The organism is Azospirillum humicireducens, from assembly GCF_001639105.2.
Taxonomy (GTDB): domain Bacteria; phylum Pseudomonadota; class Alphaproteobacteria; order Azospirillales; family Azospirillaceae; genus Azospirillum; species Azospirillum humicireducens.
Map to the genome: position 1 here is coordinate 2,326,424 of NZ_CP015285.1, position 22,214 is coordinate 2,348,637.

21 protein-coding genes are annotated in these 22,214 nt (G+C 68.4%); 11 read left to right on the forward strand and 10 right to left on the reverse strand.

Annotation, left to right across the window (positions count from 1 at the left end):
* Positions 1-23 precede the first annotated feature (23 nt).
* A complete protein-coding gene (locus A6A40_RS10895) occupies positions 24-1,916 on the reverse strand; it encodes an ABCB family ABC transporter ATP-binding protein/permease (protein ID WP_063635420.1) in 1,893 nt (630 codons plus the stop codon).
* A gap of 275 nt (positions 1,917-2,191) precedes the next feature.
* Between A6A40_RS10895 and A6A40_RS10900 the strand changes: the two genes are divergently transcribed.
* Both A6A40_RS10900 and A6A40_RS10905 read left to right on the forward strand, forming a co-directional pair.
* Positions 2,192-4,714, forward strand: a complete 2,523-nt coding sequence (locus A6A40_RS10900; RefSeq protein WP_063636231.1) for a methyl-accepting chemotaxis protein — start codon at positions 2,192-2,194, stop codon at positions 4,712-4,714.
* Positions 4,715-4,828: 114 nt separating this feature from the next.
* Positions 4,829-5,020, forward strand: a complete 192-nt coding sequence (locus tag A6A40_RS10905) for a hypothetical protein (protein WP_063635421.1) — start codon at positions 4,829-4,831, stop codon at positions 5,018-5,020.
* Between the two features lie 51 nt (positions 5,021-5,071).
* Here A6A40_RS10905 and A6A40_RS10910 read toward each other — a convergent pair whose 3' ends face one another.
* A complete protein-coding gene (locus tag A6A40_RS10910; protein ID WP_236783639.1) occupies positions 5,072-5,653 on the reverse strand; it encodes a tyrosine phosphatase family protein in 582 nt (193 codons plus the stop codon).
* Positions 5,654-6,002: 349 nt separating this feature from the next.
* Positions 6,003-6,650, reverse strand: coding sequence for a DTW domain-containing protein (locus tag A6A40_RS10915; protein WP_236783640.1), 648 nt, complete (start codon positions 6,648-6,650; stop codon positions 6,003-6,005).
* Positions 6,651-7,081: 431 nt separating this feature from the next.
* On the opposite strand from A6A40_RS10915, the gene A6A40_RS10920 reads away from it, so the two are divergent.
* The gene (locus A6A40_RS10920) at positions 7,082-7,264 is read left to right on the forward strand and encodes a hypothetical protein (protein WP_014248898.1); all 183 of its coding nucleotides are present in this window, start codon (positions 7,082-7,084) and stop codon (positions 7,262-7,264) included.
* A gap of 20 nt (positions 7,265-7,284) precedes the next feature.
* On the opposite strand, the gene A6A40_RS10925 is transcribed toward A6A40_RS10920, so the two are convergent.
* Both A6A40_RS10925 and A6A40_RS10930 read right to left on the reverse strand, forming a co-directional pair.
* A complete protein-coding gene (locus A6A40_RS10925) occupies positions 7,285-8,148 on the reverse strand; it encodes an ImuA family protein (RefSeq protein ID WP_063635423.1) in 864 nt (287 codons plus the stop codon).
* Between the two features lie 111 nt (positions 8,149-8,259).
* Positions 8,260-8,712, reverse strand: a complete 453-nt coding sequence (locus A6A40_RS10930; RefSeq protein ID WP_063635424.1) for an SH3 domain-containing protein — start codon at positions 8,710-8,712, stop codon at positions 8,260-8,262.
* Between the two features lie 342 nt (positions 8,713-9,054).
* Here A6A40_RS10930 and A6A40_RS10935 point away from each other — a divergent pair, with 342 nt between their 5' ends.
* Positions 9,055-9,876, forward strand: coding sequence for an EF-hand domain-containing protein (locus A6A40_RS10935; RefSeq protein WP_063635425.1), 822 nt, complete (start codon positions 9,055-9,057; stop codon positions 9,874-9,876).
* A 146-nt stretch (positions 9,877-10,022) separates the two neighbouring features.
* Here the strand turns inward: A6A40_RS10935 and hemN are convergent, their stop codons facing one another.
* On the reverse strand, positions 10,023-11,459 hold the full coding sequence (hemN, locus tag A6A40_RS10940; protein WP_082860782.1) for an oxygen-independent coproporphyrinogen III oxidase: 1,437 nt from the start codon (positions 11,457-11,459) through the stop codon (positions 10,023-10,025).
* 69 nt (positions 11,460-11,528) lie between these two features.
* A complete protein-coding gene (locus tag A6A40_RS10945; RefSeq protein WP_082860783.1) occupies positions 11,529-11,966 on the reverse strand; it encodes a DUF4112 domain-containing protein in 438 nt (145 codons plus the stop codon).
* A gap of 553 nt (positions 11,967-12,519) precedes the next feature.
* On the opposite strand from A6A40_RS10945, the gene A6A40_RS10950 reads away from it, so the two are divergent.
* Together A6A40_RS10950 and A6A40_RS10955 are read left to right on the forward strand one after the other, a co-directional pair.
* Complete coding sequence (locus A6A40_RS10950; RefSeq protein ID WP_063635426.1) at positions 12,520-12,738, forward strand: hypothetical protein; 219 nt, start codon at positions 12,520-12,522, stop codon at positions 12,736-12,738.
* Between the two features lie 210 nt (positions 12,739-12,948).
* Positions 12,949-13,668: a TerC family protein gene (locus A6A40_RS10955; protein ID WP_063635427.1), complete on the forward strand. Its 720-nt coding sequence runs from the start codon at positions 12,949-12,951 to the stop codon at positions 13,666-13,668.
* A gap of 42 nt (positions 13,669-13,710) precedes the next feature.
* Here A6A40_RS10955 and A6A40_RS10960 read toward each other — a convergent pair whose 3' ends face one another.
* Together A6A40_RS10960 and A6A40_RS10965 are read right to left on the reverse strand one after the other, a co-directional pair.
* Positions 13,711-14,121, reverse strand: coding sequence for a CBS domain-containing protein (locus A6A40_RS10960; protein WP_063635428.1), 411 nt, complete (start codon positions 14,119-14,121; stop codon positions 13,711-13,713).
* Between the two features lie 118 nt (positions 14,122-14,239).
* Positions 14,240-15,502 (reverse strand): YbfB/YjiJ family MFS transporter, encoded by a 1,263-nt coding sequence (locus A6A40_RS10965; RefSeq protein WP_236783641.1) that lies wholly within the window; start codon positions 15,500-15,502, stop codon positions 14,240-14,242.
* A 178-nt stretch (positions 15,503-15,680) separates the two neighbouring features.
* Between A6A40_RS10965 and A6A40_RS10970 the strand changes: the two genes are divergently transcribed.
* The 5 genes from A6A40_RS10970 (at position 15,681) to A6A40_RS10990 (ending at position 20,290) form a co-directional block, all read left to right on the forward strand.
* A complete protein-coding gene (locus tag A6A40_RS10970; RefSeq protein ID WP_063635430.1) occupies positions 15,681-16,601 on the forward strand; it encodes a LysR family transcriptional regulator in 921 nt (306 codons plus the stop codon).
* Between the two features lie 134 nt (positions 16,602-16,735).
* Complete coding sequence (gene fdxA / locus A6A40_RS10975) at positions 16,736-17,065, forward strand: ferredoxin FdxA (RefSeq protein WP_063635431.1); 330 nt, start codon at positions 16,736-16,738, stop codon at positions 17,063-17,065.
* A gap of 385 nt (positions 17,066-17,450) precedes the next feature.
* A complete protein-coding gene (locus A6A40_RS10980; protein WP_014248912.1) occupies positions 17,451-17,951 on the forward strand; it encodes a CarD family transcriptional regulator in 501 nt (166 codons plus the stop codon).
* A 211-nt stretch (positions 17,952-18,162) separates the two neighbouring features.
* On the forward strand, positions 18,163-19,110 hold the full coding sequence (locus tag A6A40_RS10985; protein ID WP_063635432.1) for a hypothetical protein: 948 nt from the start codon (positions 18,163-18,165) through the stop codon (positions 19,108-19,110).
* Between the two features lie 283 nt (positions 19,111-19,393).
* Positions 19,394-20,290: an RNA polymerase factor sigma-32 gene (locus A6A40_RS10990; protein WP_063635433.1), complete on the forward strand. Its 897-nt coding sequence runs from the start codon at positions 19,394-19,396 to the stop codon at positions 20,288-20,290.
* A 155-nt stretch (positions 20,291-20,445) separates the two neighbouring features.
* Here the strand turns inward: A6A40_RS10990 and purH are convergent, their stop codons facing one another.
* Entirely contained in the window at positions 20,446-22,050 is a 1,605-nt protein-coding gene (gene purH / locus A6A40_RS10995; protein WP_063635434.1) for a bifunctional phosphoribosylaminoimidazolecarboxamide formyltransferase/IMP cyclohydrolase, read from the reverse strand.
* Positions 22,051-22,214: the final 164 nt, after the last annotated feature.

Consider the following 22,214-nt stretch of genomic DNA (forward strand, 5'->3'; position numbering starts at 1 on the left):
CGCTCCCGTCCCCCGCGCCCCGGTCAGGTCGGCGCCAGCAGGCCGGGCAGCGGCGCCGCCCCCCCGGTCGAGCCCTGGCTGGAGTCCTGCTGCCGCGCCCACAGGGCGGCATAGGCGCCGCGGGCGGCCAGCAGGTCGGCGTGGCGGCCGCGCTCGATCACCCGGCCGGCCTCCAGCACCAGGATCTCGTCGGCATCGATCACGGTGGACAGCCGGTGGGCGATCACCAGCGTGGTGCGGCCGCGGCTGACCTCGCGCAGGTTGGCCTGGATTTCGCGCTCCGTGTGGGTGTCCAGCGCGCTGGTCGCTTCGTCGAACAGCAGGATCGCCGGGTCCTTCAGGATGGTGCGGGCGATGGCGACGCGCTGCTTCTCGCCGCCGGACAGCTTCAGCCCGCGTTCACCCACCGTGGTCTGGTAGCCGTCGGGCAGCGCCATGATGAAGTCGTGGATGTGGGCTAGCCTCGCCGCCCGCTCCACCTCCGCCGGGCTGGCGCCGGGGCGGCCATAGGCGATGTTGTAGAAGACGGTGTCGTTGAACAGCACGGTGTCCTGCGGGACGATGCCGATGGACGCCCGCAGCGAGGCCTGGGTGACGTCGCGGAGGTCCTGCCCGTCGATCAGCACCCGGCCGCCATTGACGTCGTAGAAACGGAACAGCAGCCGGCTGATGGTGGACTTGCCGGCCCCCGACGGACCGACGATGGCCACGGTCTTTCCGGCAGGCACGGTGAAGCTGACATCCTTCAGGATCGCGCGCCGCGGGTCATAGCCGAACTCCACGGCCTCGAAGCGCAGTTCCGCCCCATCGATCTCCAACGGTTTGGCATGGGGGGAGTCGGCCACCTCGCGGTCGACCGCCAGCAGGGTCACCATCGATTCGATGTCGATCAGCGACTGCTTGATCTCGCGATAGACGACGCCGAAGAAATTCAGGGGCTGGTAGAGCTGCAGCAGATAGGTGTTCACCAGAACGAAGTCGCCCAGCGACATCGTGCCGTCGACGATGCCCTTGGCGGCCATGCCCATCACCACTGCCAGCCCCAGCGAGATGATCGCCGACTGGCCGACATTCAGCAGCGACAGGCTCTGCTGGCTGTGCACCGCCGCCTTCTCGTAGCTCTGCAGCGCGGCGTCGTAGCGGCGGGCCTCATGCTCCTCGTTGCCGAAATACTTGACCGTCTCGTAGTTCAGCAGGCTGTCGATCGCCTTGGTGTTGGCCTTGCTGTCGGTGTCGTTCATCAGGCGGCGGAACTTGATGCGCCATTCCGACACGAAGAAGGTGTAGAGGATGTAGCCCATCACCGTGACGAAGGTGGCCAGCGCGAACCAGACGCTGAACAGCTTCCACAGGATGGCGCAGACCAGGGCGATCTCCACCAGCGTCGGCACGATGGAGAACAGGGTGTAGCGCAAGAGCGACTCGATGGCCCTGGTGCCGCGCTCCAGCGAACGGGTCAGGCCGCCGGTCTGGCGTTCCAGGTGGAAGCGCAGCGACAGCGCGTGCAGGTGCCGGAACACCGACAGCGCCACCTTGCGGATGGTCCGTTGCGCCACCGTGGCGAAGACGGCGTCGCGCAGCTCGGCAAAGACCAGCGAAGTGACGCGGGCAAGGCCGTATGCGACGATCAGTCCCAGGGGGATGGCGACGATCGCATCCGCCCCCGCTCCTGCCCCGCCGGCCGGCGTCAGGGCGTCCACCGCATGCTTGTAGAAGATCGGCACATAGACGTTGGCGACCTTCGCCCCCACCAGCAGGAGCATCGCCAGCACCACCCGCGCCCGCGTTTCCAGGGACTCTTGCGGCCAGATATAGGGGGCGAGCGAGCGGATCGCCGCGCGCAGATCGCCGGAAGGACGGGAGAAGGCGCTGGAATCGGGGCTGGCCGGGGGGCTTGGCGGAAGGCTGCGGCGCATCGGTCTGTTCAGGTCTCGGGGATTGTTCGGAAAATCGTGCCGGAGATGGCGCCGTTCCGAACAGCCATCACAACGGATTGGGATCAGGCGACCTAACCTAGGGATCCGTGCAGCATCGTCAAAGGGGCATGTCACCGCTTTGGCACGTTTTTGGCGCTGCCCTGAACAGCCTGCGGTGCATTTCCTGTCGCGATGGCAACGGACTGGAAACCATCTTCCTCTACCCTGCCGGGCGTATCGCGTTCGATTCGCACCGCAGACCAAGGCATTTGACCATGCAGAACGCCAGCTTCGCCGGCCGATTCAAGGTGGGAACCCGCATCCAGGTGGGTTTCCTTCTGATTCTCGCCCTCCTTGTCCTGGTGGCCGCGCTGGGCGTCAGGTCACTATCGACGTTGGAAGCGGGTTTCAATCGCTACGCTTCGATCTCGGACAACTCGCTTCTGCTCTCCGACATCGACGGTTCATTTTCGGACATGCGGCGCAATGCGCTGAATTATTCCTTCACCGGCAACACGGCAGTCGTCGCACCGATTCAGCAGCAGCAGAAAAAGCTGACCGAAATGCTGCGCGCCAGCCGGGATGCCACGTTGGATGCGGGCCGACGTGCCAACATCGAACGGATGATAGAACAGCTCGAAAGCTATGGCGCCCACTTCACCCAGCTGGTCAAGCTGCGCGAGCAGCGCGACCGGCTGGTGGCGGACGAGATGATGCCGCAGGGCGTCAAGGCGCGCGAGGGATTGAGCAAGGTCATCGCCAACAGCATCGCCGCCGGCGATTTCGAAACCGCCGCCTATGCCGGCCAAGCCCTGGAAACGCTGATCCTCGCCCGCCTCAGCGCGCAGCGCTTCCTGACCGATCCCGCCGACAAGTGGGCCGACGAGGCGCAAAACCGCATGGATGGCTTTCTGAATAGCTTCGACGCGCTGACGGCCCGGTTGACCGACCCGGCCCTGAAGCGGTCCGCCGAGGAGTCGGCGCAGACTGCGGCCCGCTATCGGGAGAGCTTGAAGCGTGTGATCGCCGCCATCCGCGACGCCCAGTCGCTTGCCTTCGGCGTCATGCCGAAGGAGGCGGAGGAGTTCGCGTCGCTCGCGGGCAAGACCATCGTCGCGCAGTCCGATGCGCGCAAGACGGTGCTGACCGGCGCGCAGACCGATATGGAGAACACCTCCACCCTGCTGATCGGCATGGCGGTGGGCGCCTTCGCCCTCGGCATCCTGATCGCCCTGGTCACCGCGCGCTCCATCGTCCGCCCGGTGGTCCAGATGACGGGCACCATGACCGAACTGGCAGCCGGCAACCTCGCCGTCGACGTCCCGGCCCTGGAGAACCGCGACGAGATCGGCCGCATGGCCAAGGCGGTCCTGGTGTTCAAGGAGAACGCCATCGAGAAGAAGCGGATGGACGAGGCCGAGCGCGAACGGCTGGAGGCCGAACGCCGCACCGCCGAGGCCCAGCGCGCCCGCGAACAGGCCATCGGCGAGGAGATCGCCGGCCTGATCGACGCCGTGTCGAAGGGCGACCTGGAACGCCGCATCGATCTGGCCGGCAAGGACGGCTTCTACAGGACGATGTCGGAAGGCATCAACCGCCTGACCGACACGGTGGAGGCGGTCATCGCCGACCTGGGCGAGGTGCTGAGCGCGCTGGCCCAGGGCGACCTGAACCGCCGCGTCACCCGCGACTACCAGGGTGCCTTCGAGCGGGTGAAGACCGACGTCAACGCCACCTCCACCCGGCTGGCCGAGATCGTCGGGCAGATCACCCAGGCGGCCGAGACCATCGCCGCCGCCGCCGCCGAGGTGTCGCTCGGCTCCTCCGACCTCGCCGACCGCACCGAGCAGCAGGCCTCCTCGCTGGAGGAGACCGCAGCCAGCATGGAGGAGCTGGGGGCGACCGTGCGCTCCAACGCCGACAACGCCCAGCGTGCCAACGTGATGGCGACCCAGGCCCGCAGCTCCGCCGAATCGGGCGGCGGCGTCGCCGGATCGGCCATCGAGGCGATGCGCCGGATCGAGGAATCGAGCCGCAAGATCACCGACATCATCGGGGTGATCGACGAGATCGCCTTCCAGACCAACCTCTTGGCGCTGAACGCGGCGGTCGAGGCGGCGCGGGCCGGCGATGCCGGGCGCGGCTTCGCCGTGGTGGCGCAGGAGGTGCGGCAGCTCGCCCAGCGTTCCGCCCAGGCGTCGAAGGAGATCAAGGGCCTGATCCTGGACAGCGACGCCCAGGTCAAGGACGGCGTCGATCTGGTCAGCAAGGCCGGCGAGGCATTGCAGGGCATCGTGTCGGGCGTGCAGCAGGTGGCGACCCTGATCGCCGAGATGGCCTCGGCCTCGGCCGAGCAGGCGACGGCGCTGGACGAGATCAACTCGACGGTCGCCAACATGGACGAGATGACGCAGAAGAACGCCGCCCTGGTGGAGGAGACCACCGCCGCCGCCCAGGCGATGAGCGGTCAGGCCGGCGATCTGAAGGCGCTGGTCGGCTTCTTCAAGTTCGAACAGGCGGCCGGCTATGGTTATGCCGCGGCACCCCACGCCATGACCGGCGCCTACTCCGCCCCGACCACCCGCCGCCCCCCGCCCCAGACCTCCAACCAGCCCCCGGCGCGCGCTACGGCCGCCAAGCCGGCGGCGAAGCCTGCCGCCCGCGGCGCCGGCACCGCCCACGGCCATGTCGCGGCCAAGCCCGCTGCCCGCACCGACGCCCCGGCGCGCGGCACGGCGGCGGCGGTCCCGGTGCTGAAGCACAGCGTCAGCGACGACGACGATTGGAAGGAGTTCTGAGCGGCGGGGACAAATCGGTCTTTGCGCTAAAAGCCTGAATTAACGAATCGGTGGGGATTGCGTGCTGCAATTCCCGCCGATTTCGTTTTTGGGCTCTCGTTCCTGGAGGACGCCATGTCCCGCCGCCCCCTCAGGCTCCGCCTTGTCCCCGTCGCCGTCCTGCTGCTGCTGGGCGGTTCGCTGGCTGGCTGCGGTGCCGTCACCGGCGTGGCCAGCGGTGCGGCCAACCTTGCCGGCACCGCCGTGGACATCGCCGGGACGGTGGCCGAAACCTCGGTCGACGTGGTGACCTACCCGCTGCGGTAAGGCAAAGACGGGAAAAGCGGCGACCGGCCCCCCTTCCAGTCGTCCGGTTCCTCAGTCGATCAGATCCTCGACCTCGCGGATGCGGCCGTTGTCGATCATGAACTGGACCAGTTCGGGGCGCTGCTTGCCCAGCGTGACATGGCGCTGGCGCACGGCGGCGACCAGTTCGCCCCGGCGGCCGAGGATGTCGTCGGCGAATTCGGTCATGCGCAGGTTGGGCCAGGTCTGGGCGCGGATGGCGACCACGGCGGCGACCGCGTCGGCGGCCGGGCGGTCGGGCTGGGCCTGGGCCAGGATCATGGTCAGGGCGGCGGTGGAGCGCGACACGCCGGCATGGCAGTGGACCAGCAGATGGCGGCAGTCCACCGGTTCGGCCAGCAGGTCGCGGCCGAAGGCCAGGATGCGCTCCACGTCCGCGCGTTCCGGCGCGATCTGGCCGCGGGTCGGCTCGATGATGTCGTGGAAGCGCAGTTCCAGCCGCTCATGCTCGCCGTAATCGCCGAAGTCGCTCGGCTCCGTCATCTCGGGGTCGAGGATGGACAGCACATGGCTGACCTTGCCGCCGCCGAAATTGCAAAGCTCGCTGAGACCGCAGACGGTCAGGCCGAAGGGAACGAAATCGCTGGCCATCATTCTCTCGTTCGATTGCGGATAAGGGGGGAAGCGCGGGGTCGGGGCCCGCATTTGGCACCCCGCGCCGCCCCCCCGTCAACCCGGCAACCGTTCGTATGCGTGCCTTTTGCAGGCAAGCCTGCCCAGTAAGGGAATCGGGTCAGAGAATGTTGAACAGGTACAGCAGGATGATGATCGGGATCGGAATGCCGACCAGCCACAGCAGGATGCCTCGCACGGCGCGTCTCCTTCCTTCGCTCTGATGGATGTCGCGGCCGGTTCGGTCCCGGCCCTCTCACCCATCGTCAACGGCCGAGCCGCCGGTTCGTTGCATCGGCACGCCCGATCGAAGGAGATGCACCGAAGGAGATCAGTCCTCCCCGCCGCCCTCGCCGCCATCCTCGCCATCCGCAGCGCCGCCGGCATCGTCGCGCGGGGGCTGCGCGGCAGGGCGCGGGCGGGGCTGACGCAGCTTCTTCAGCAGCAGCGAGAAGGGCTTCAGCGCGGTGTCGAGGATCGCCTGATCGCCCTCCAGCCGCGACAGCAGGAAGGCGCCGGCCTCCAGGGTGGAGACGCTGTCGCGCCGCGGCTCCTTGCGCGCCTGCCCGTAGAGCGAGCGGAACTGCGGGTTCAGCACGATGCGGCGGCACTTCAGCAGCCAGGCATTGCGCCACCACAGGGTCTTGGCCTGGCTCCAGGTGCCGTCCAGGACGATGACGCCCTCCAGCTCCTCCAGGATCTCGGCGCTGTCGCGCAGGGGCTGGCCGTTCTTGTCGACCACCGCCACCTCGGCCCGCGGGGCGCCGCCCTCCTTCACCGGGCCGAGATACAGCACGCCCCAGCGCTTGGGATCGACCTCGCGCCCCAGGATGCGCTTCAGCCCCGGCCAGCTCAGCCCGACCTTCACCATCGAATTGGCGAACTGCAGATGGGCGATCTGGGCGGTGCCGAGATTCTCCCGCTTCTCCTGCGGGTGCTGCAGGATCAGCAGGAACACGCCGTTGTCGATCGGCTGCACTGCCTCGCAAATGCACAGATGATTAGGCTTTAGGCAGGTGGGGCAGGACTCGGGTGCGGGGGCGCTGTGCATGGGAGGTACGCATTCCTTGAAGAGGATTGGCCGCGAATATGGGTTGGAATGGCGCGGAAGGGAACACATCTCACTCGCAGAGCGGCGGCTGCCGACCGAACGGTGACCGCCGCCACGGCATGTACGACAGATCCCCCCAACACACCCCGTGTCATACCGGTTCATCTGGGTTCGAAGTGGCTTCGTATAAACCGTTTGTAGAGACTTAGTCGTGTGTCATGGACCTCGTGTGACGCGCTTAACAGCTGGCCTGGAACTTGCGTAGTTAGTATCCAGGCAAACAGGACGACGGGTGGGCCAGGACCGGCCTTTGTCAGGCCGATCCGCGGTGCCATCCGGCGCTCAGAAGGAGACCTGCCATGCTGCCCGCCCACCTTGCCGACCGCCTGCTGAAGCAGCGCCGCGATGCCGAAAGCGCGGAATTCGCCCGCCAGCTGCCGCTCTACGCGCCGCTGGACGCTGACGATCCCCGCTGGATGACCGAGCCGGACGACTCGGAACAGGCCGCCCGCCGCGAGCCCGACTGGGCCACCGACTACTGAGCGGCAGCTCCTGACGGCACTCACCGGCCGGCGGCAGCCGGGCGGTGATCCGACAGGCCGCTTTCCCGGCCTGACTGTCGGATGTCGGACATCCGCCACTGGTTTGCCGCCTTGGGGTTCCCGGCATCGCGCCAGCCTTCCTCGTCGCAGACGAGGGTCCAGCGGCCCGGACGGCCGCCACGGCAGCGTTCCAGCGCGACGGACCAGCGCGGCGCTCCCAATCCCGGCAGGCCTCCGGCCGGGCGCGGAGCTTCGTCCTCCTCCTCATCCCGGCTGGGTGCGGCATCCAGCCGCCATCGCGTCACCGCGGCACTGAGCCCGTCCGGCCTTCCGCCCCGGCGGCCCGGCATGCCTGCGCCGAGACCCAGCAGGAAACCGGTCACCCCCGACGACTCGGCGGCCAGCTGCAGCCGCCGGCTGGCGGTGAGGTCCAGCCCCTCCAACTCGCCCAGCACCGCCGACAGGGCGGAGCAGCGCAGCGCCTCCTCCATCGCCCACAGCGCGTCCACCGCCCGCACCGCGCGCACCGCCACCAGCCGGTCCGGCGTCAGCCCATAGGCCGCCAGACCCGGCGCATAGAGGTCGCGCCCCCGCAGGATCCACAAGGCCGGTGCCTTCGGCGTCGCCAACCGGCCCAGCAGGGTCGCGGCGAAGCCGGTGCCCGCCCCCGGATCCTCTGCCGTCACCGCATGGAGGCAGCCCAGCGGCAGGCCGCCGTCGGGCAGATGCGCGTCGATCGCCTCCACCCCGAACGGCAGCGTCCGCCCGCCCTCCCCTCCCGCCCCCTCGATCCGCCGGATGCGCGCGCGCAGGTCGGCCAGCACGCCGGCACGGTCGCGCGGCGCAGAGTCCGCTGGCACGGAGGGGGATGGCAGGGTGGACATGACTCGGCTCCGCTCGACAGGCATATGTTCCTGATATGTTCTATCACGGGGCCTTGCCGAGGGGGAGTCCGAGACTCCTGTCTTGTCCTGAGACCGGATGAGCCGGAAAGGTCAGTTGGCGATGGGGGTGGCGCCGATCTTGCCGCGCGGTGCGGCCTTGATGGTCGGACCCGCATTGTCGACGGGCTTTTCCAGGGTGGTGGAGGTTCCGCGGCTGCCGCGCGGCGTGTTGCCCTTCAGGCTCAACAGATGCAGCCGGACATAGGCGGTGGAGCCGCCGGCCTTCACCGCGACCCAATCGCTGTTGCGCACCCGGCCCAGCGTGCTGACCGCTTGCCCGGCGCCCAGCGTGGCGACGACACCCGACCCGGCGGCGGGCTTTGCATAGACCGGTGTCGGTCTGTCCACCTGCCATTCCCCATACATGGGCTCCAGCCCGGCCCCGGTATCGGGCGCGGTGCGCACGGTCGGCGGGTTGGGAATGCGCTGGTACGGCATGCAGCCGGGAACCGTCAGCGTGACCAGGGCCACCATCAGCGGAAGGGTACGCAAACGCCGGATCATCGCTCACCTTGAAGGGGGCAGAGTGAAGGCAGGAAAAGGCCTGCGGGGCCTTCGGCGCGACCATACAGGAGGCAGGCTCCTTTTCGCCACCGCAGTGCAACCGGGATCGCTATGCGCTTTTTGGACCGGCCGGATCGAAGAGGCGGGGCCGGTATCGAAAATTCTTAGTGAAATTGCCTGTTTCGCCGCAGCCCCCCTGCGCAGGAGTCCCCGCCGGCCCGCGTATCTTGATCGTCGAGACGCCCGAGACGAGCCCGCCGGCCCGGCCGGAGACCGTCCGCGCCAAGACGGCAATCCTTCACGACGGCGGATTACGCCGGCAAATCAAGGGGGCATCGGGCCATGATTTCCTCCCTCGGCAGTTCCGGCAGCGCCGCGACGCTGCAGAAATTCTTCTCCAAGGCCGACGCCAACAGCGACTCGTCGCTGACGACGGACGAACTGCTGAGCGCGCTCGGCGAGACCTCGGCCGCATCGGACAGTTCCAAGCTGTCCTCAGCGGTCGACAGCCTGGTCAAAAGCCTGGACAGCGACAGCGACGGATCGCTCAGCGCGACGGAGTTCAGTTCCTTCTCCAGCCAGTTCGACTATGGCAGCGGCAGCGCCCTGCTGGCGGCACAGGAGCAGGCGGGCGCGATGCGGCAGCAGTTCGCGCAGAACCTCTATTCCAGCCTGGACAGCGACAGCAGCGGCGGTGTCAGCGCCGATGAGCTGTCCTCCGCCCTGACCTCCGCCGGCCAGACCGACACCGACGCCTCTGAGCTGTTCAGCAGCCTCGACAGCGACGAGGACGGCACGATCTCGGAAGACGAACTGACCAGCGCACTGGAAGAGGCGGAAGCCAACCGTCCGCCGCCACCGCCGCCGCCCGCGAACGACAGCCGCTCGGCAAGCGGTTCGGACAGCAGCACGTCATCGACGGCAACGACCTCGTCGACGTCATCGACCTCTTCATCGTCGTCGGGCGGCACCGCCTCGGCGTCTGCGGGCGGCACGACCAGCTACGATCCGCTGGACACCAACCAGGACGGCTATGTCTCGGAAGAAGAGAAGATGGCCGCCTATGGCGGGACCGCGCAGCAGAAAGGCGGCGTGACCTCCAACCGCCTCAGCGGCGACATGCTGCGGACTTTGATGCAGGGCATCAACGAGGTTGCCGCGTAAACGTGTGGGTTCGGATGCGCGGCACGGGAGAAGGCGGTCGGCGGGTGGCGCCGGCCGCCTTTTCTTTTTGAAGCGCGCTCCCCGGAACGCGGGCCGCCTCAGACCGCCCGGCCCTCAAACCGCCCGGCCCTCAAACCGCCCGCCCCTCAAACCGCCCGACTATGCCGGCCGGCGCCCTTGGACAGGTGGGTGTCGAAGCGGGCAGCCACGATGCGCATCAGGGGACGGGCGCTCTCCGGCACATGGACGCGGCGCCCCTCCACCACCGCGACGCCGTCGGCGACCAGATCGGCCATGCCCTCCAGTTCGGCGTCGAAGGCGGACTCGGCCAACCCGTGGGCACGGGCGATGGCGGCGGTGTCGACCGACAGGTCGCACATCAGCCGCATGATCAGGTCGCGCCGCACCGTGTCGTCCCGGGTCAGCGCGATGCCCTTGCCGGTGGGCAGGCGGCCCTCCTCGACGGCGGCGGCATAGTGGTCGAAAGGCACGGCGTTCTGCACATAGCCCTGCGGCAGCGCGCCGATGGAGGAGGAGCCGAAGCCCAGCAGAACCTCGGCGTCGTCGGTGGTGTAGCCCTGGAAGTTGCGGCCCAGCCGCCCTTCCTCCTGCTGCACCGCCAGCTCGTCGCCGGGGCGGGCGAAATGGTCGAGACCGATGGCGCTGTAGCCGGCGGCGGCCAGCGTGTCGCCGATGGCGGCGAACTGCTCCCAGCGGCCGAGCGAGTCGGCCAGCACGGATTCGTCGATCTTCTTCTGGTGGGTCTTCATCCACGGCACATGGGCGTAGCCGAAGACCGACAGCCGGTCGGGCGCCATCTCCAGCGCGATCTCGGCGGAGCGGGTGACGCTTTCCACCGACTGGTGCGGCAGACCATACATCAGGTCGAGGTTGACGCTGGCGATGCCGGCCTCCTTCAGCCAGGCCAGCGCCTGTTCGGTCACGGCGCGCGGCTGGACGCGGTTGATCGCCTCCTGCACCGTCCCGTCGAAATCCTGCACGCCCAGCGAGGCGCGGTTGACCCCGGCGCGGCCCAGCGCCGCCGCCATCTCCGCCGTCAGGGCGCGGGGGTCGATCTCCACCGCCAGTTCGGCATCGGCGGCGACGTCGAAGCGGGTGCGCAGCAGCGCGATCATCGCCTCGAAATCGTCGGGCGCCATCATGGTCGGGGTGCCGCCGCCGAAATGGATGTGGCGAACCGCCAGCCGGCCGGGAATGCGGTCGGCCACCATGGCGATCTCGCGCCGCATATGGCCGAGATACTCGGCGATCGGGGCGTAGCGCGCGACGATCTTGGTGTGGCAGCCGCAGTACCAGCACATCTTCTGGCAGAAGGGCACATGCAGGTAGAGCGATCCGGAGCGCGCGGGATCGATGGCTTCCAGCCAGCCGCCATAGACCTCGCCGTTCACCTCGGGCGTGAAGTGCGGCGCGGTCGGATAGCTGGTGTAACGCGGCACCCGCAGCCCGTCATACTTGGCGAGCAGCGCGGCATCGACCCCATGGGCGGCACCGTGGGCGACACCATGGGAATGGGACGGGGCGGGGGCCGGCTTCACGGCCAGGGCGGTGATGGCGTTCATGAGCGACAGAGTGCCGCAGCCACCCCACCCCCGCCTTGATCCACGTCAAGATCGCAGGAACGGTCCTTGTCAGCGCTTCGCCGCGGCTGCGGCCAGACGCTGCTCCAGATGCTCGTGCAGCAGGTTCAAATTGGCCCGGTTGGCCTTGAAGGCGATGTCGAAGACGGTCCCCACCACCGGGATCGACCCCGCCGCCCAGTCGAGCGCGACGTTGAAGGCCATGCGGGCCAGAAGCGCCCTGGGCAGGTCGAAGCGGGCCGCTTCCATGATGATGTAGGCCGAGACCACGGCGGTCGCGGTATCCCCCGCCACCGGCACGATGCTGGCGATTCCGTCCAGACCGATGGGGATGCGGGTGAAGGGAATGCGCCAGCGGCTGTCCATCAGCCGGGACAGCCGGCGCAGCCGCTCCAGCCGCTGGAAATCGATGGGGACGCTGCTGCCTGAACCGCCCGGCGGGAGGTCTTCGGCAAGGTTGCGCCGGCGTGTGCGGATGGCGTCGATCATCGCAAGTCCCCCCGATCTGTCGGTTCCCGCGCCTGACGCGCGAATGCCCGCAAGGGAAGAACCCGCCCCCGCCCCCGCGGGTTCCGCACCCGGCACGCAAAGTTCGCGCCCCCAACAAATACCATGACCGGACATCCATGCCGATAACCTCAACCGCATAAGCCTCGGCACGGCGAGCCCGAGAGCCGGTTCCAGCCGGCGCGTGCGGGGCTGCGATAGCAGCGCATCCTGTCTTTCCGGGCGCCCGATCGAATGGAATGCATAGGCCTGTCGGGCTTTCGTCGAAAGTCGCCGAAGGTGAAAAACGCCATTGCCGCCACCGGTGGGCACGACGCGGCGAATTGACGCGCACGATCCTGTAAGCAACTGCCTCTGCTCGGATTTTCTACGCCGAATCCTATCCGCCCCCGCGGCTTATGCCTTTTGAAGGCTGGCCGCGCCTGCAACCTCTGGACACAATACAACCAACGCATCAGCAAGACCGCGGGGACGTTCAATCCCGCGGCGCGGGGGCAAGGCCGGCAAACGGCCGCCCGTTTCGGAGGAAACGCCCATGACCACCCTCTATTGCGCCTGCTGCGGCAGGCCGTTCGTCCGCACGTCCGCGCGTGGCCCGGCGCCGCGCTACTGCTCGCAGGATTGCCGCCTGCAGATGGCGGTGCGCCGCCGCGCCTGGGCTCCCTGGATCGAGGCTGGCAGGGCAGACAACGGCCGGACGGAGACCGGCCGGACGGATCCGGCGGCCTGGGGGCGCCGGGCCTTCGGCTCCTGATCCGTCCCCCGACCCGCCCTCTTGCACCCGCTTCCCGGCATCCCATCTCTGCCGGAGCGGCCATGACCGAATTCCTCCGGCCAAATCGCTCCCGCTCCTCTTGCAGGTGGCGGGAGGCGACATCATTTGCGCGCGGTCACGCTGGCGCCTTGCATTGCAGGCGTCCGATCCCCTGACTGCGTCAACCGACCGCCGGAGCCCCGCTTCTTCATGCTCGACCTGCTTGCAGACCCGAATGTCTGGGCCAGCCTTCTGACGTTGACCGCGTTGGAAATCGTGCTGGGCATCGACAACATCATCTTCATCTCGATCATGGCGTCGAAGCTGCCGCCCGAACAGCAGCAGCGCGCCCGCCAGATCGGTCTGGCGCTGGCGCTGCTGACACGCCTGGCACTGCTCGCCTCCATCGCCTGGGTGGCACAGCTGACCCAGCCGCTGTTCACGGTCGCCGGATGGGACGTGTCGGGGCGCGACCTGATCCTGGTGCTGGGCGGCCTGTTCCTGCTGGCCAAGGGAACGCTGGAAATCCACCACACCGTCGAAGGCCATGAGGAGGGGGGCACGGCGCCGAAACACGCCACCTTCACCTCGGTGGTGGTCCAGATCATGTTCCTGGACATCGTCTTCTCGCTCGACAGCGTCATCACCGCCGTCGGCATGTCCGACCATCTGCCGGTGATGGTCGCGGCCGTCGTCATCGCCATGGCGGTGATGTTGTTCGCCTCCGGCCCGGTCGGCGACTTCGTCAACCGCCACGTCACGGTGAAGATGCTGGCGCTGTCCTTCCTGCTGCTGGTCGGTGTGGCGCTGGTGGCGGACGGTCTGGGCTTCCACATCCCCAAGGGCTACCTGTACTTCGCCATCGCCTTCTCCACCCTGGTGGAGGCGCTGAACCTGCTGGCGAAGCGCAAGGCGACCGCCAAGCATTGAGGGCCGGGGGGGGCGCCTTGCCCGGCGCGCCCCCTTCCCCCGTTACGCCTCGGCGCGTTCGGCCATCATGTGCTCGTAGGCGACCTTGAACAGGTCGCGGATCGACACGATGCCGACCGCGCGCTTGCCCTGGGTGATGGGCAGGTGGCGGTAATGCTTGTCGTGCATCAGCTTCAGCGCATCGACCGCGTCGGCATCGGGCGGCAGGCTGTCCGGGTTGCGGGTCATCACCGCCGCAACCTCCACCGCCGACGGGTCGAGATCCTTCGACAGCACCTTGTTGTTCAGGTCGCGCTCGGTGACGATGCCGATCAGAGCGCCATGGTTGACCACCAGCACCGCACCGATGTTCTTGTCGGCCATCATCTTCGACACGGTGGCGACGGAGGTGTCCTCCGGCACCAGGATCAGTTCCTGCGCCTTCACGACGTCGGGAACCAGCTTGCGTTTCATGAAATCCCCCGCGGTCTGGTTGTTGTGCGCCAGACTGTATCCAAAGCAGACGATCCGGGAGAACAGCGGTTATGCTGCGGCGGCTGCGCCGATTGTCGCAGGCCAACCTTACGAATACTTACGAATTATTAGGTCGGGCATTGGGGGTTGCCAGCGCCGACGCGGCCGGCGACCGCCGCCCGGCGATCACCATGCCCGCCGCCAGCAGCAGCGCGCCGAGCAGCACGGCGGCGGCGGCCCCCAGCAGCGCGGCATTGAAGCTGCCGGTGTGCGTCACCACCAGCCCGGCCGGCAGCGGACCGATGATCTGGCCCAGCCCGTAAGCGGCGGTCAGCGCCCCCACCACCTTGGCCGATGCGCCGGCCGACAGCTGCCGACCCAGCGCGAAGGCCTGCGACACGATGCCGATGAAGGTGCCGCCGAACAGCAGGGCGGAGATGACGGCGACCGTCGGCGAACCGGTCATCGGCAGCAGGATGGCGACCGCCTGCGTCAGGTGCGCCAGGATCAGCGACCACCAGCTGCCGGTCCGCCGGGCGACCGCGGCCCAGAACACCCCGGCACCGATCGCCCCCAGCCCGGCCACCATCCAGGCGGCCTCCCCCACCGCGGCGGTGCCGGGATCGGTCTTCAGGATCGACACCAGGAAGGTGGCCGACACGATGTAGCCGCCGCCCTCCAGGAAATAGGCCAGCGTCAGCAGCAGAAGCGGCGCCGACAGGCCGCCCGCCCGCGCCGCGGTGCCGCTCCCCGCCATCCCGGCAGCGGCGGCTTGCGGCTGCGGCAGCGGATCGCGCACCCAGAGGCCGGGCAGCAGCCCCAGCACCGCGCAGATCGCCGCCAGAGCCAGCCAGTCGCCGCCCCAGCCCAACCGCCCGCCGAACAGCGCCACGAACAGCCCCGACGACGCGATGCCGAGCCCGACCCCGGTGTAGAGCCAGCCGGCGAAGCGTTCCCCGCCCTGGCGCGCCAGCGTGTCCAGCACCATGGCGACGCCCAGGATGAAGATGCCGGCGCTCGACACCCCCGAGAGGAAGCGCAGGACCAGCCAGACCGGCATCGCCTGCCCGGCGTCGCCCAGGTCGAGCCCCATCGCCGCGGTGGTGACGATGCTGAGCAGCAGCGACAGCCGGAACACGGCGGTGCGCAAGGCGCCGTGCGGCACGAGCCCCATCCCCAGCGCGCCGACGAAATATCCCAGATAGTTCAGCGAGGCGAGCAGTCCGGCGCCGTCGGCCCCCAGCCCGGTGGCCGCCTGCATCGCCGGCAGGATCGGGGTGAAGGCGAAGCGCGCAACCCCCATCGCGATGGCAAGCCCGATCACGCCGCCGACCAGCACCCGAACCATGATCCACGCCCTCTCGCTTTTCGGCCGGCTCATGTGACGGAAACCGCTCGGCGGATGCGAACAGTTCGGCCGGGCGATTGATTCGATCGCTCATCATGGCTGCGGCATCACCCTCATTTCCAATGAATTGTTCTGATGCTAAGCTCCACTTCGAGTGATGGGTGCCATGCGTTGGACTGGGGCATGGCGGCAGCGGGCAGGAGGCGTCGCGATGGATCTCGCCGGTTTGCGGGTGGTGAAGGCGGTGGCCGATACCGGCAGCGTCAGCCGGGCGGCAGAGGCGCTGAACTGCGTGCAGTCCAACGTCACCGCGCGGGTCAAGCGGCTGGAGGAGGATTTGGGCGTCGATCTGTTCCTGCGGCTCAGCCGCGGGATGGAGCCGACGCCGGCCGGGCGGGTGCTGGCCGGCTATGCCGACCGGGTGCTGCGGCTGGTCGCCCAGGCCCGCGACGCGGTGGCGGAAGCCGCCGGGCGCGGCGGGCGGCTGGCGGTGGGCAGCATGGAATCGACCGCCGCGGTGCGCTTGCCGCCGATCCTGGCCCGCTTCCACCGCGACCATCCCGACGTGGAGCTGACCATCGCCCCCGGCCCGACCGAGACCCTGCTGGCCGAGGTGCTTGCCGGGCGGCTGGACGGGGCCTTCGTCGGCGGCGAGGTGGAGCACCCCGACTTGACCGCGCGGCGCATCTTCGACGAGGAGCTGGTTCTGGCCGAACCCGCCGCCGGCCTGACCACCGACAGCGCGCGGCGCACCCTGATCGTCTTCGGCCGCGCCTGCGCCTATCGCGGCCGGGCCGAGATGGCGATGCGCGAGGCCGGGCGCGTGCCCTTCCGCATCATGGAGTTCGGCGCGCTCGACGCCATCCTGGGCTGCGTCGGCGCCGGCATGGGGGTGACGGTGATGCCGCGGTCGGTGGTGGAGCGCGATCCCTGGCGCGAGTTGCTGGCGGCCCGGCCGTTGCCCGACGCGCTGGCCCGGATGCCCACGCAGTTCGTCCGCCGCGCCGACGCCATCGAGACGGGCAGCCTGCGCGCCTTCCTGGCGGCGGTATCGGACGGCGCCCCGGCAAAAGCTGCGACAGGGTCACCCACATCACGCGCAGGGTTGAACGGCTTGTCGGCGGCGTGCTAGGCAGGCGCGGGTTGGCCATCCGGCCCGGTGCCACGCGCGCGGCCATTTGGAAACGGCTTCGATCGCCCTGATGGGCGATACCGGAACAGCGACGCGCGGCCGACACCGCGGGCCGGAACAGCGGAGAAGAGATCATGCCCTACGTCGTCACCGACGGCTGCATCAAGTGCAAGTACACCGACTGCGTCGAAGTCTGCCCCGTGGATTGCTTCTACGAGGGTGAGAACATGCTGGTCATCCACCCCGACGAGTGCATCGACTGCGGCGTGTGCGAGCCGGAATGCCCGGCCGAGGCGATCGTCCCCGACACCGACGACCGCGCGACCAAGTGGCTGGAGCTGAACCGCGACTATTCGGGCCAATGGCCGAACATCACCCGCAAGAAGGACGCGCCGGCGGATGCCGACGAGTTCAAGGGCGTGGACGGCAAGTTCGAGAAGTTCTTCTCCCCCAAGGCGGGCTGAGACCGAACCAGCGGATGCGGCCCGGCCCGCCGGGCATCCCCAAGGGGGAACAGCCGCGACTCTTCCGAGTCGGGCCGCATCAACCGATTGCGCCCGTTGATGTTGCCATGCAAAATCGACGGGTCGGCCATGGCCGGGCGATGACGATTTCCGCCCGGGTGATTGCGCGTTCCCTTTGTAACTCGGGCGTAACATCGCTATAATACGCGCCCGGAGCCGGCCTACGCGCCATTGCCGGTTTTTCCTTCGCTCAAGGACCTGTGGCTTTTGTGATCGTCGTGGATGGGCCCCATCCCCACGGCGCCATAACTGTCCGGGGTCCTTTTTCGTCCCTTCCACCGGGGCGGCAAAATGGCGTGATCGCGAGAAGTGAGAGCCAATCCAAATGTCGAACAAGCTTGACTTCGAAGCCGGTGACTTCGTCGTTTATCCGGCTCATGGCGTCGGTCGGGTCGAAGGGATCGAGACCCACAGCATCGCCGGACTCGAGGTTCAACTCTACGCGATCACGTTCGAGAAAGAGCGCATGACGCTCAAGGTTCCCGTCACCAAGGCCCGCAACGCCGGCCTGCGCCGCCTGTCCTCCAAGGACCGCATCAAGGTCGCGCTGGAGACCCTGCAGGGCCGTTCGCGCGTCCGCCGCACGATGTGGAGCCGCCGCGCCCAGGAGTATGAGGCCAAGATCAACTCCGGCGACCCGGTGTCCATCGCCGAGGTGGTGCGCGACCTGTACCGCGGCGCCGACCAGTCCGACCAGTCCTACAGCGAGCGCCAGATCTATCAGGCCGCCCTGGAGCGTCTGGCCCGCGAACTGGCCGCCGTCGAGAAGATCGACGAGACCAAGGCGACGGAGCGTCTGGAGTCGGTGCTGTCCAAGGCGGCCTGACGCCGGGCCGGGACACGTCCCAAAAATCCGTCCGTGACACGAACGGGCGCGCGGCTGCTACCTCAAGCCGCGCGCCCGTCTCGTTTTTTCACCTTTGTTTCGGCGGCATGACACGCCTAAACTCCCCGCCGCCTTCCGGACCGGCGTCTGCCGGCACCGCCGGACGGGCCGCTGATGGCGGCTTCGCGAACGACGTCGAAGGGGATCGAGTTTGGGTCTGCCGCCGCGCCTTGGTCATCCCGCCCGCCATGCCGGGACCATCGTCGCCGCCGTCGAGGACGACAGCCGCTTCGCGTCGCTCGGCCGTCCACGCCGCGTCTGGGCCGTCGGCGCGATCCATGCCCAGCCCGACCGGCTGGATGTGATCCACCATGCCATCGCCCAGCGCTTCCGCCCCGGCGACCGGCTGGTTTATCTCGGCAACATGATCGGCTTCGGCGACCGGGTGGTGGAGACCATCGACCGGTTGCTGGCCTTCCGCATCGCGCTGCTGGCGATGCCCGGCATGATCGCGTCGGACATCGTCTATCTCCGCGGCCAGCAGGAGGAGATGTGGCAGAAGTTGCAGCAACTCCACTTCGCCCCCGATCCCCGCGCCGTCCTGGACTGGATGCTGCGCCAGGGCGTGGCCCCGACGCTGGCGGCCTATGGCGGCAACCTGGAGGCGGGCATGGCGGCGGCACGCGGCGGCGCCGTGATGCTCGGCCGCTGGACGCGCGAACTGCGCCAGTCGATGGCTGCCCATCCCGGACATGAGGCGCTGTTCAACGCCCTGCGCCGCGCCGCCTACACCGGCGGCCAAGTCGGAAGCCCGATTGGAAGCCCGGCCGGCGACGGGGCGGATGACGGCACTCCCGGCGCCGGCAACCGGGACGGCAGTCTGCTTCTGGTCAGCGCCGGCATCGACCCGCGGCGTCCGCTGACCGGCCAGGGCGATGCCTTCTGGTGGGGCGGCGGCGCCTTCGCCCGGCTGGACCGGCCCTATGGCGGATTCCGCCGCCTCGTGCGCGGCCACAACCCTCTCTGGTCCCCCGAGGACCCCAGCGTGGATGTCGGACCGGTGACGGTGACGCTGGACGGCGGCTGCGGCCGTGGTGGGCACCTCGTCTGCGCCTGCTTCGATTCTTTCGGCGAAATGCTGGACCTTTTCCAGGTGTGACCCACACTTGGGTCCAGCCCAGACCTTCCGCCCATCCGACCTGTCCCCGTGCAGCACCCCCATCATCCTCCGGACTGCCATGGAATAGGCCTCCGGCAAAAATCGTCCATCCTTTGTGATCCGCTGTCCCTGCACCTGCGTATGATTCCGCAACAGGGCGCGCTCATGCTTGTTGTCCAACCCGACGGCATCGACCGGGGGCAGGCGGCAAAGCGGCGAAGACCCGATAGTGCGGGGATATGCGAAGGAACACGATGCCGCCCAGACGGGAAGGAAGGGACGGATGGCTTACATCGACGATCCGGAGACTCAGCGTGCCAATCTGAGCTTCATCAAGGCATCCATGCGCGAACCGTTGCTGTCGCGCGACCATGAATTCGACCTCGCCCGAAAATGGCGCGAGGGCAACGACGAACGCGCCCTGCATCAGCTGGTCCGGGCCTACACCCGTCTGGTGGTGGCCACCGCGTCGCGCTTCCGCAATTACGGCCTGCCGATGGGCGATCTCGTCCAGGAGGGCAATGTCGGCCTGATGCAGGCGGCCAGCCGCTTCGAGCCCGACCGCGAGGTGCGTTTCTCCACCTACGCCGCCTGGTGGATCCGCTCGGCCATGCAGGACTATATCCTGCGCAACTGGTCGATCGTGCGGACCGGCACCACCGCTGCGCAGAAATCGCTGTTCTTCAACCTGCGCCGCCTGCGCGCCAAGATCGACAGCGCCACCCAGAATGGCAGCGGCGCGCCGCTGACCAGGGAAGGCCGCGAGTGGATCGCCGGCGAACTGAAGGTCGAGGTTTCGGAGGTCGAGGCGATGGAGATGCGCCTGTCCGGAGCCGACCAGTCGCTGAACACGCCGGTCGCCGACGGCTCCGACGACGACTGGCAGGATTTCCTGGCCGACCAGCGCCCCTCGCCCGAGGACGTCGTGATCGGCATGCGCGACGCCAACACGCGCTCGCAATGGCTGGCGGAGGCGCTCGGCGAACTGAGCCCGCGGGAACGCACCATCATCCGCGAACGCCGCCTGCGCGAGGAAGGCGCCACGCTGGAGGAGCTCGGCCGCGAGCTGGGCGTCAGCAAGGAGCGCGTGCGCCAGCTGGAGCATCGGGCGCTGCTGAAGCTGCGGCAGTCGATGCTGAAGCGGGTCGAGGATTCCGACGACCTGCTGGCGGAGGCGTGAGACTTACTGCCCCCTCCCCATCCCTCCCCCGCTTCGCGGGAGAGAGGGTAGGATGCTTGTGAGCGTAACGAAAATGCAAAGCGGCGGCAGTCCCCTCTCCCGCGCAGCGGGGGAGGGTTAGGGAGGGGGCAAAAACTAAGCGCCCCCCACCATGCTCAATGCCGGAAATGCCGCATTCCGGTCAGCACCATCGCCAGCCCCTTCTCGTCCGCGGCGGCGATGACGTCGTTGTCGCGGATCGAGCCGCCCGGCTGGATCACCGCCGTCACACCCGCTTCCGCCGCGGCCAGCAGGCCGTCCGCGAAGGGGAAGAAGGCGTCGGACGCAACCACCGAACCCTTGGTCAGCGCCTCCGGCAGCCCGGCGGCCTTGGCGGCTTCAGCCGACTTGATGGCGGCGATGCGGGCCGAATCGACGCGGCTCATCTGGCCGGCGCCGACGCCCACCGTGGCGCCGTTCTTGGCATAGACGATGGCGTTCGACTTGACGTGCTTGGCGACGCGGAAGGCGAAGAGCAGGTCGGCCAGTTCCTGTTCGGTCGGCGCCCGCTTGGTGACGACCTTCAGCTCGGCCGGGCTGATGCGGCCGTTGTCGCGGTTCTGCAGCAGGAACCCGCCGGACAGCTGCTTGATCATCATGCCGGGCTCGGCCGGGTTCGGCACGTCCTTGGTCAGCAGCACGCGCAGGTTCTTCTTGGTCGCCAGCAGCGCGCGGGCGGCCTCGTCGGCGTCCGGGGCGATCACCACCTCGGCGAACAGCTTGGAGATCTCCTCGGCCGTCTCGGCGTCCAGGCTGCGGTTGACGGCGATGATGCCGCCGAAGGCGCTGACCGGATCGCACAGCAGGGCCGACTTGTAGGCCTCCAGCAGGTTGGACCCTTGCGCCACGCCGCAGGGGTTGGCGTGCTTGATGATGGCGACGGCCGGCTGCTCGAACTCGGCGACCAGCTCGAAGGCGGCGTCGGTGTCGTTCAGGTTGTTGTAGGACAGCTCCTTGCCCTGAAGCTGCACGGCGGTGGCGACGCCCGGACGCTTCTCGCCGGTGACGTAGAAGGCCGCCTGCTGGTGCGGGTTCTCGCCATAGCGCAGGGTCTGGGCCAGCGCGCCCGACAGGGTGGTGCGCGGCGGGAAGGTCTCGCCCAGCTGGCCGGCCAGCCAGGTGGAGATGGCGGCGTCATAGGCGGCGGTGCGGGCATAGGCGCGCTGGGCCAGCTTGCGGCGCAGGGCCAGGGTGACGCAGCCGTCATGGGTCGCCAGTTCGTCCATCACCGCCTCGTAATCGGACGGCTCGGTGACGATGGCGACGAAGTCGTGGTTCTTGGCGGCGGCGCGGATCATCGCCGGCCCGCCGATGTCGATGTTCTCGACGCAGTCGTCATAGGCCGCGCCCTTGGCGACCGTCGCCTCAAACGGATAGAGGTTGACCACCACCAGATCGATGCCGGGGATGTCGTGCTGGGCCATCGCGTCGGCATGGATGTCGCGGCGGGCCAGGATGCCGCCATGCACGCGCGGATGCAGAGTCTTGACGCGGCCGTCCATGATCTCCGGGAAGCCGGTGTGGTCGGAGACCTCCTTCACCGGAACGCCGGCCTCGGCCAGACGCTGGGCCGAGCCGCCGGTCGACAGGATCTCGACACCGCGGGCGGCGAGCGCCTTGCCCAGCTCGACCAGACCGGCCTTGTCGGACACGGAAATCAGGGCGCGGGCGATGCGGACCTTGTCGGGAGCGGGGGCGTGGTTGGCTTTGGGCGGGCTCATGGCGTCATCCTGATCGCTGCGGGTGGTGCGTTTAGCCGCGAGCAACCGGGGAGACCCGGACAAGCACGGAAGAAGAAAAGCACGGACGGCCACGGAAATGCCGTTCAACCGTGCTTATCCCCGCCCGCCCGCCCGCAAGATGCCGGCGCGGACGGACATGGATA

Bases quoted from the DNA above. Each gene is read 5' to 3' on its own strand.
- hemN (WP_082860782.1), bottom strand. From the start codon at position 11,459: ATGAACGCCATCACCGCCCTGGCCGTGAAGCCGGCCCCCGCCCCGTCC.
- A6A40_RS10910 (WP_236783639.1), bottom strand. From the start codon at position 5,653: ATGATGGCCAGCGATTTCGTTCCCTTCGGCCTGACCGTCTGCGGTCTC.
- A6A40_RS10960 (WP_063635428.1), bottom strand. From the start codon at position 14,121: ATGAAACGCAAGCTGGTTCCCGACGTCGTGAAGGCGCAGGAACTGATC.
- A6A40_RS10905 (WP_063635421.1), top strand. From the start codon at position 4,829: ATGTCCCGCCGCCCCCTCAGGCTCCGCCTTGTCCCCGTCGCCGTCCTG.
- A6A40_RS10980 (WP_014248912.1), top strand. From the start codon at position 17,451: ATGTCGAACAAGCTTGACTTCGAAGCCGGTGACTTCGTCGTTTATCCG.
- purH (WP_063635434.1), bottom strand. From the start codon at position 22,050: ATGAGCCCGCCCAAAGCCAACCACGCCCCCGCTCCCGACAAGGTCCGC.
- A6A40_RS10950 (WP_063635426.1), top strand. From the start codon at position 12,520: ATGACCACCCTCTATTGCGCCTGCTGCGGCAGGCCGTTCGTCCGCACG.
- fdxA (WP_063635431.1), top strand. From the start codon at position 16,736: ATGCCCTACGTCGTCACCGACGGCTGCATCAAGTGCAAGTACACCGAC.
- A6A40_RS10935 (WP_063635425.1), top strand. From the start codon at position 9,055: ATGATTTCCTCCCTCGGCAGTTCCGGCAGCGCCGCGACGCTGCAGAAA.
- A6A40_RS10925 (WP_063635423.1), bottom strand. From the start codon at position 8,148: ATGTCCACCCTGCCATCCCCCTCCGTGCCAGCGGACTCTGCGCCGCGC.
- A6A40_RS10930 (WP_063635424.1), bottom strand. From the start codon at position 8,712: ATGATCCGGCGTTTGCGTACCCTTCCGCTGATGGTGGCCCTGGTCACG.
- A6A40_RS10900 (WP_063636231.1), top strand. From the start codon at position 2,192: ATGCAGAACGCCAGCTTCGCCGGCCGATTCAAGGTGGGAACCCGCATC.
- A6A40_RS10965 (WP_236783641.1), bottom strand. From the start codon at position 15,502: ATGAGCCGGCCGAAAAGCGAGAGGGCGTGGATCATGGTTCGGGTGCTG.
- A6A40_RS10920 (WP_014248898.1), top strand. From the start codon at position 7,082: ATGCTGCCCGCCCACCTTGCCGACCGCCTGCTGAAGCAGCGCCGCGAT.
- A6A40_RS10970 (WP_063635430.1), top strand. From the start codon at position 15,681: ATGGATCTCGCCGGTTTGCGGGTGGTGAAGGCGGTGGCCGATACCGGC.
- A6A40_RS10990 (WP_063635433.1), top strand. From the start codon at position 19,394: ATGGCTTACATCGACGATCCGGAGACTCAGCGTGCCAATCTGAGCTTC.
- A6A40_RS10895 (WP_063635420.1), bottom strand. From the start codon at position 1,916: ATGCGCCGCAGCCTTCCGCCAAGCCCCCCGGCCAGCCCCGATTCCAGC.
- A6A40_RS10955 (WP_063635427.1), top strand. From the start codon at position 12,949: ATGCTCGACCTGCTTGCAGACCCGAATGTCTGGGCCAGCCTTCTGACG.
- A6A40_RS10945 (WP_082860783.1), bottom strand. From the start codon at position 11,966: ATGATCGACGCCATCCGCACACGCCGGCGCAACCTTGCCGAAGACCTC.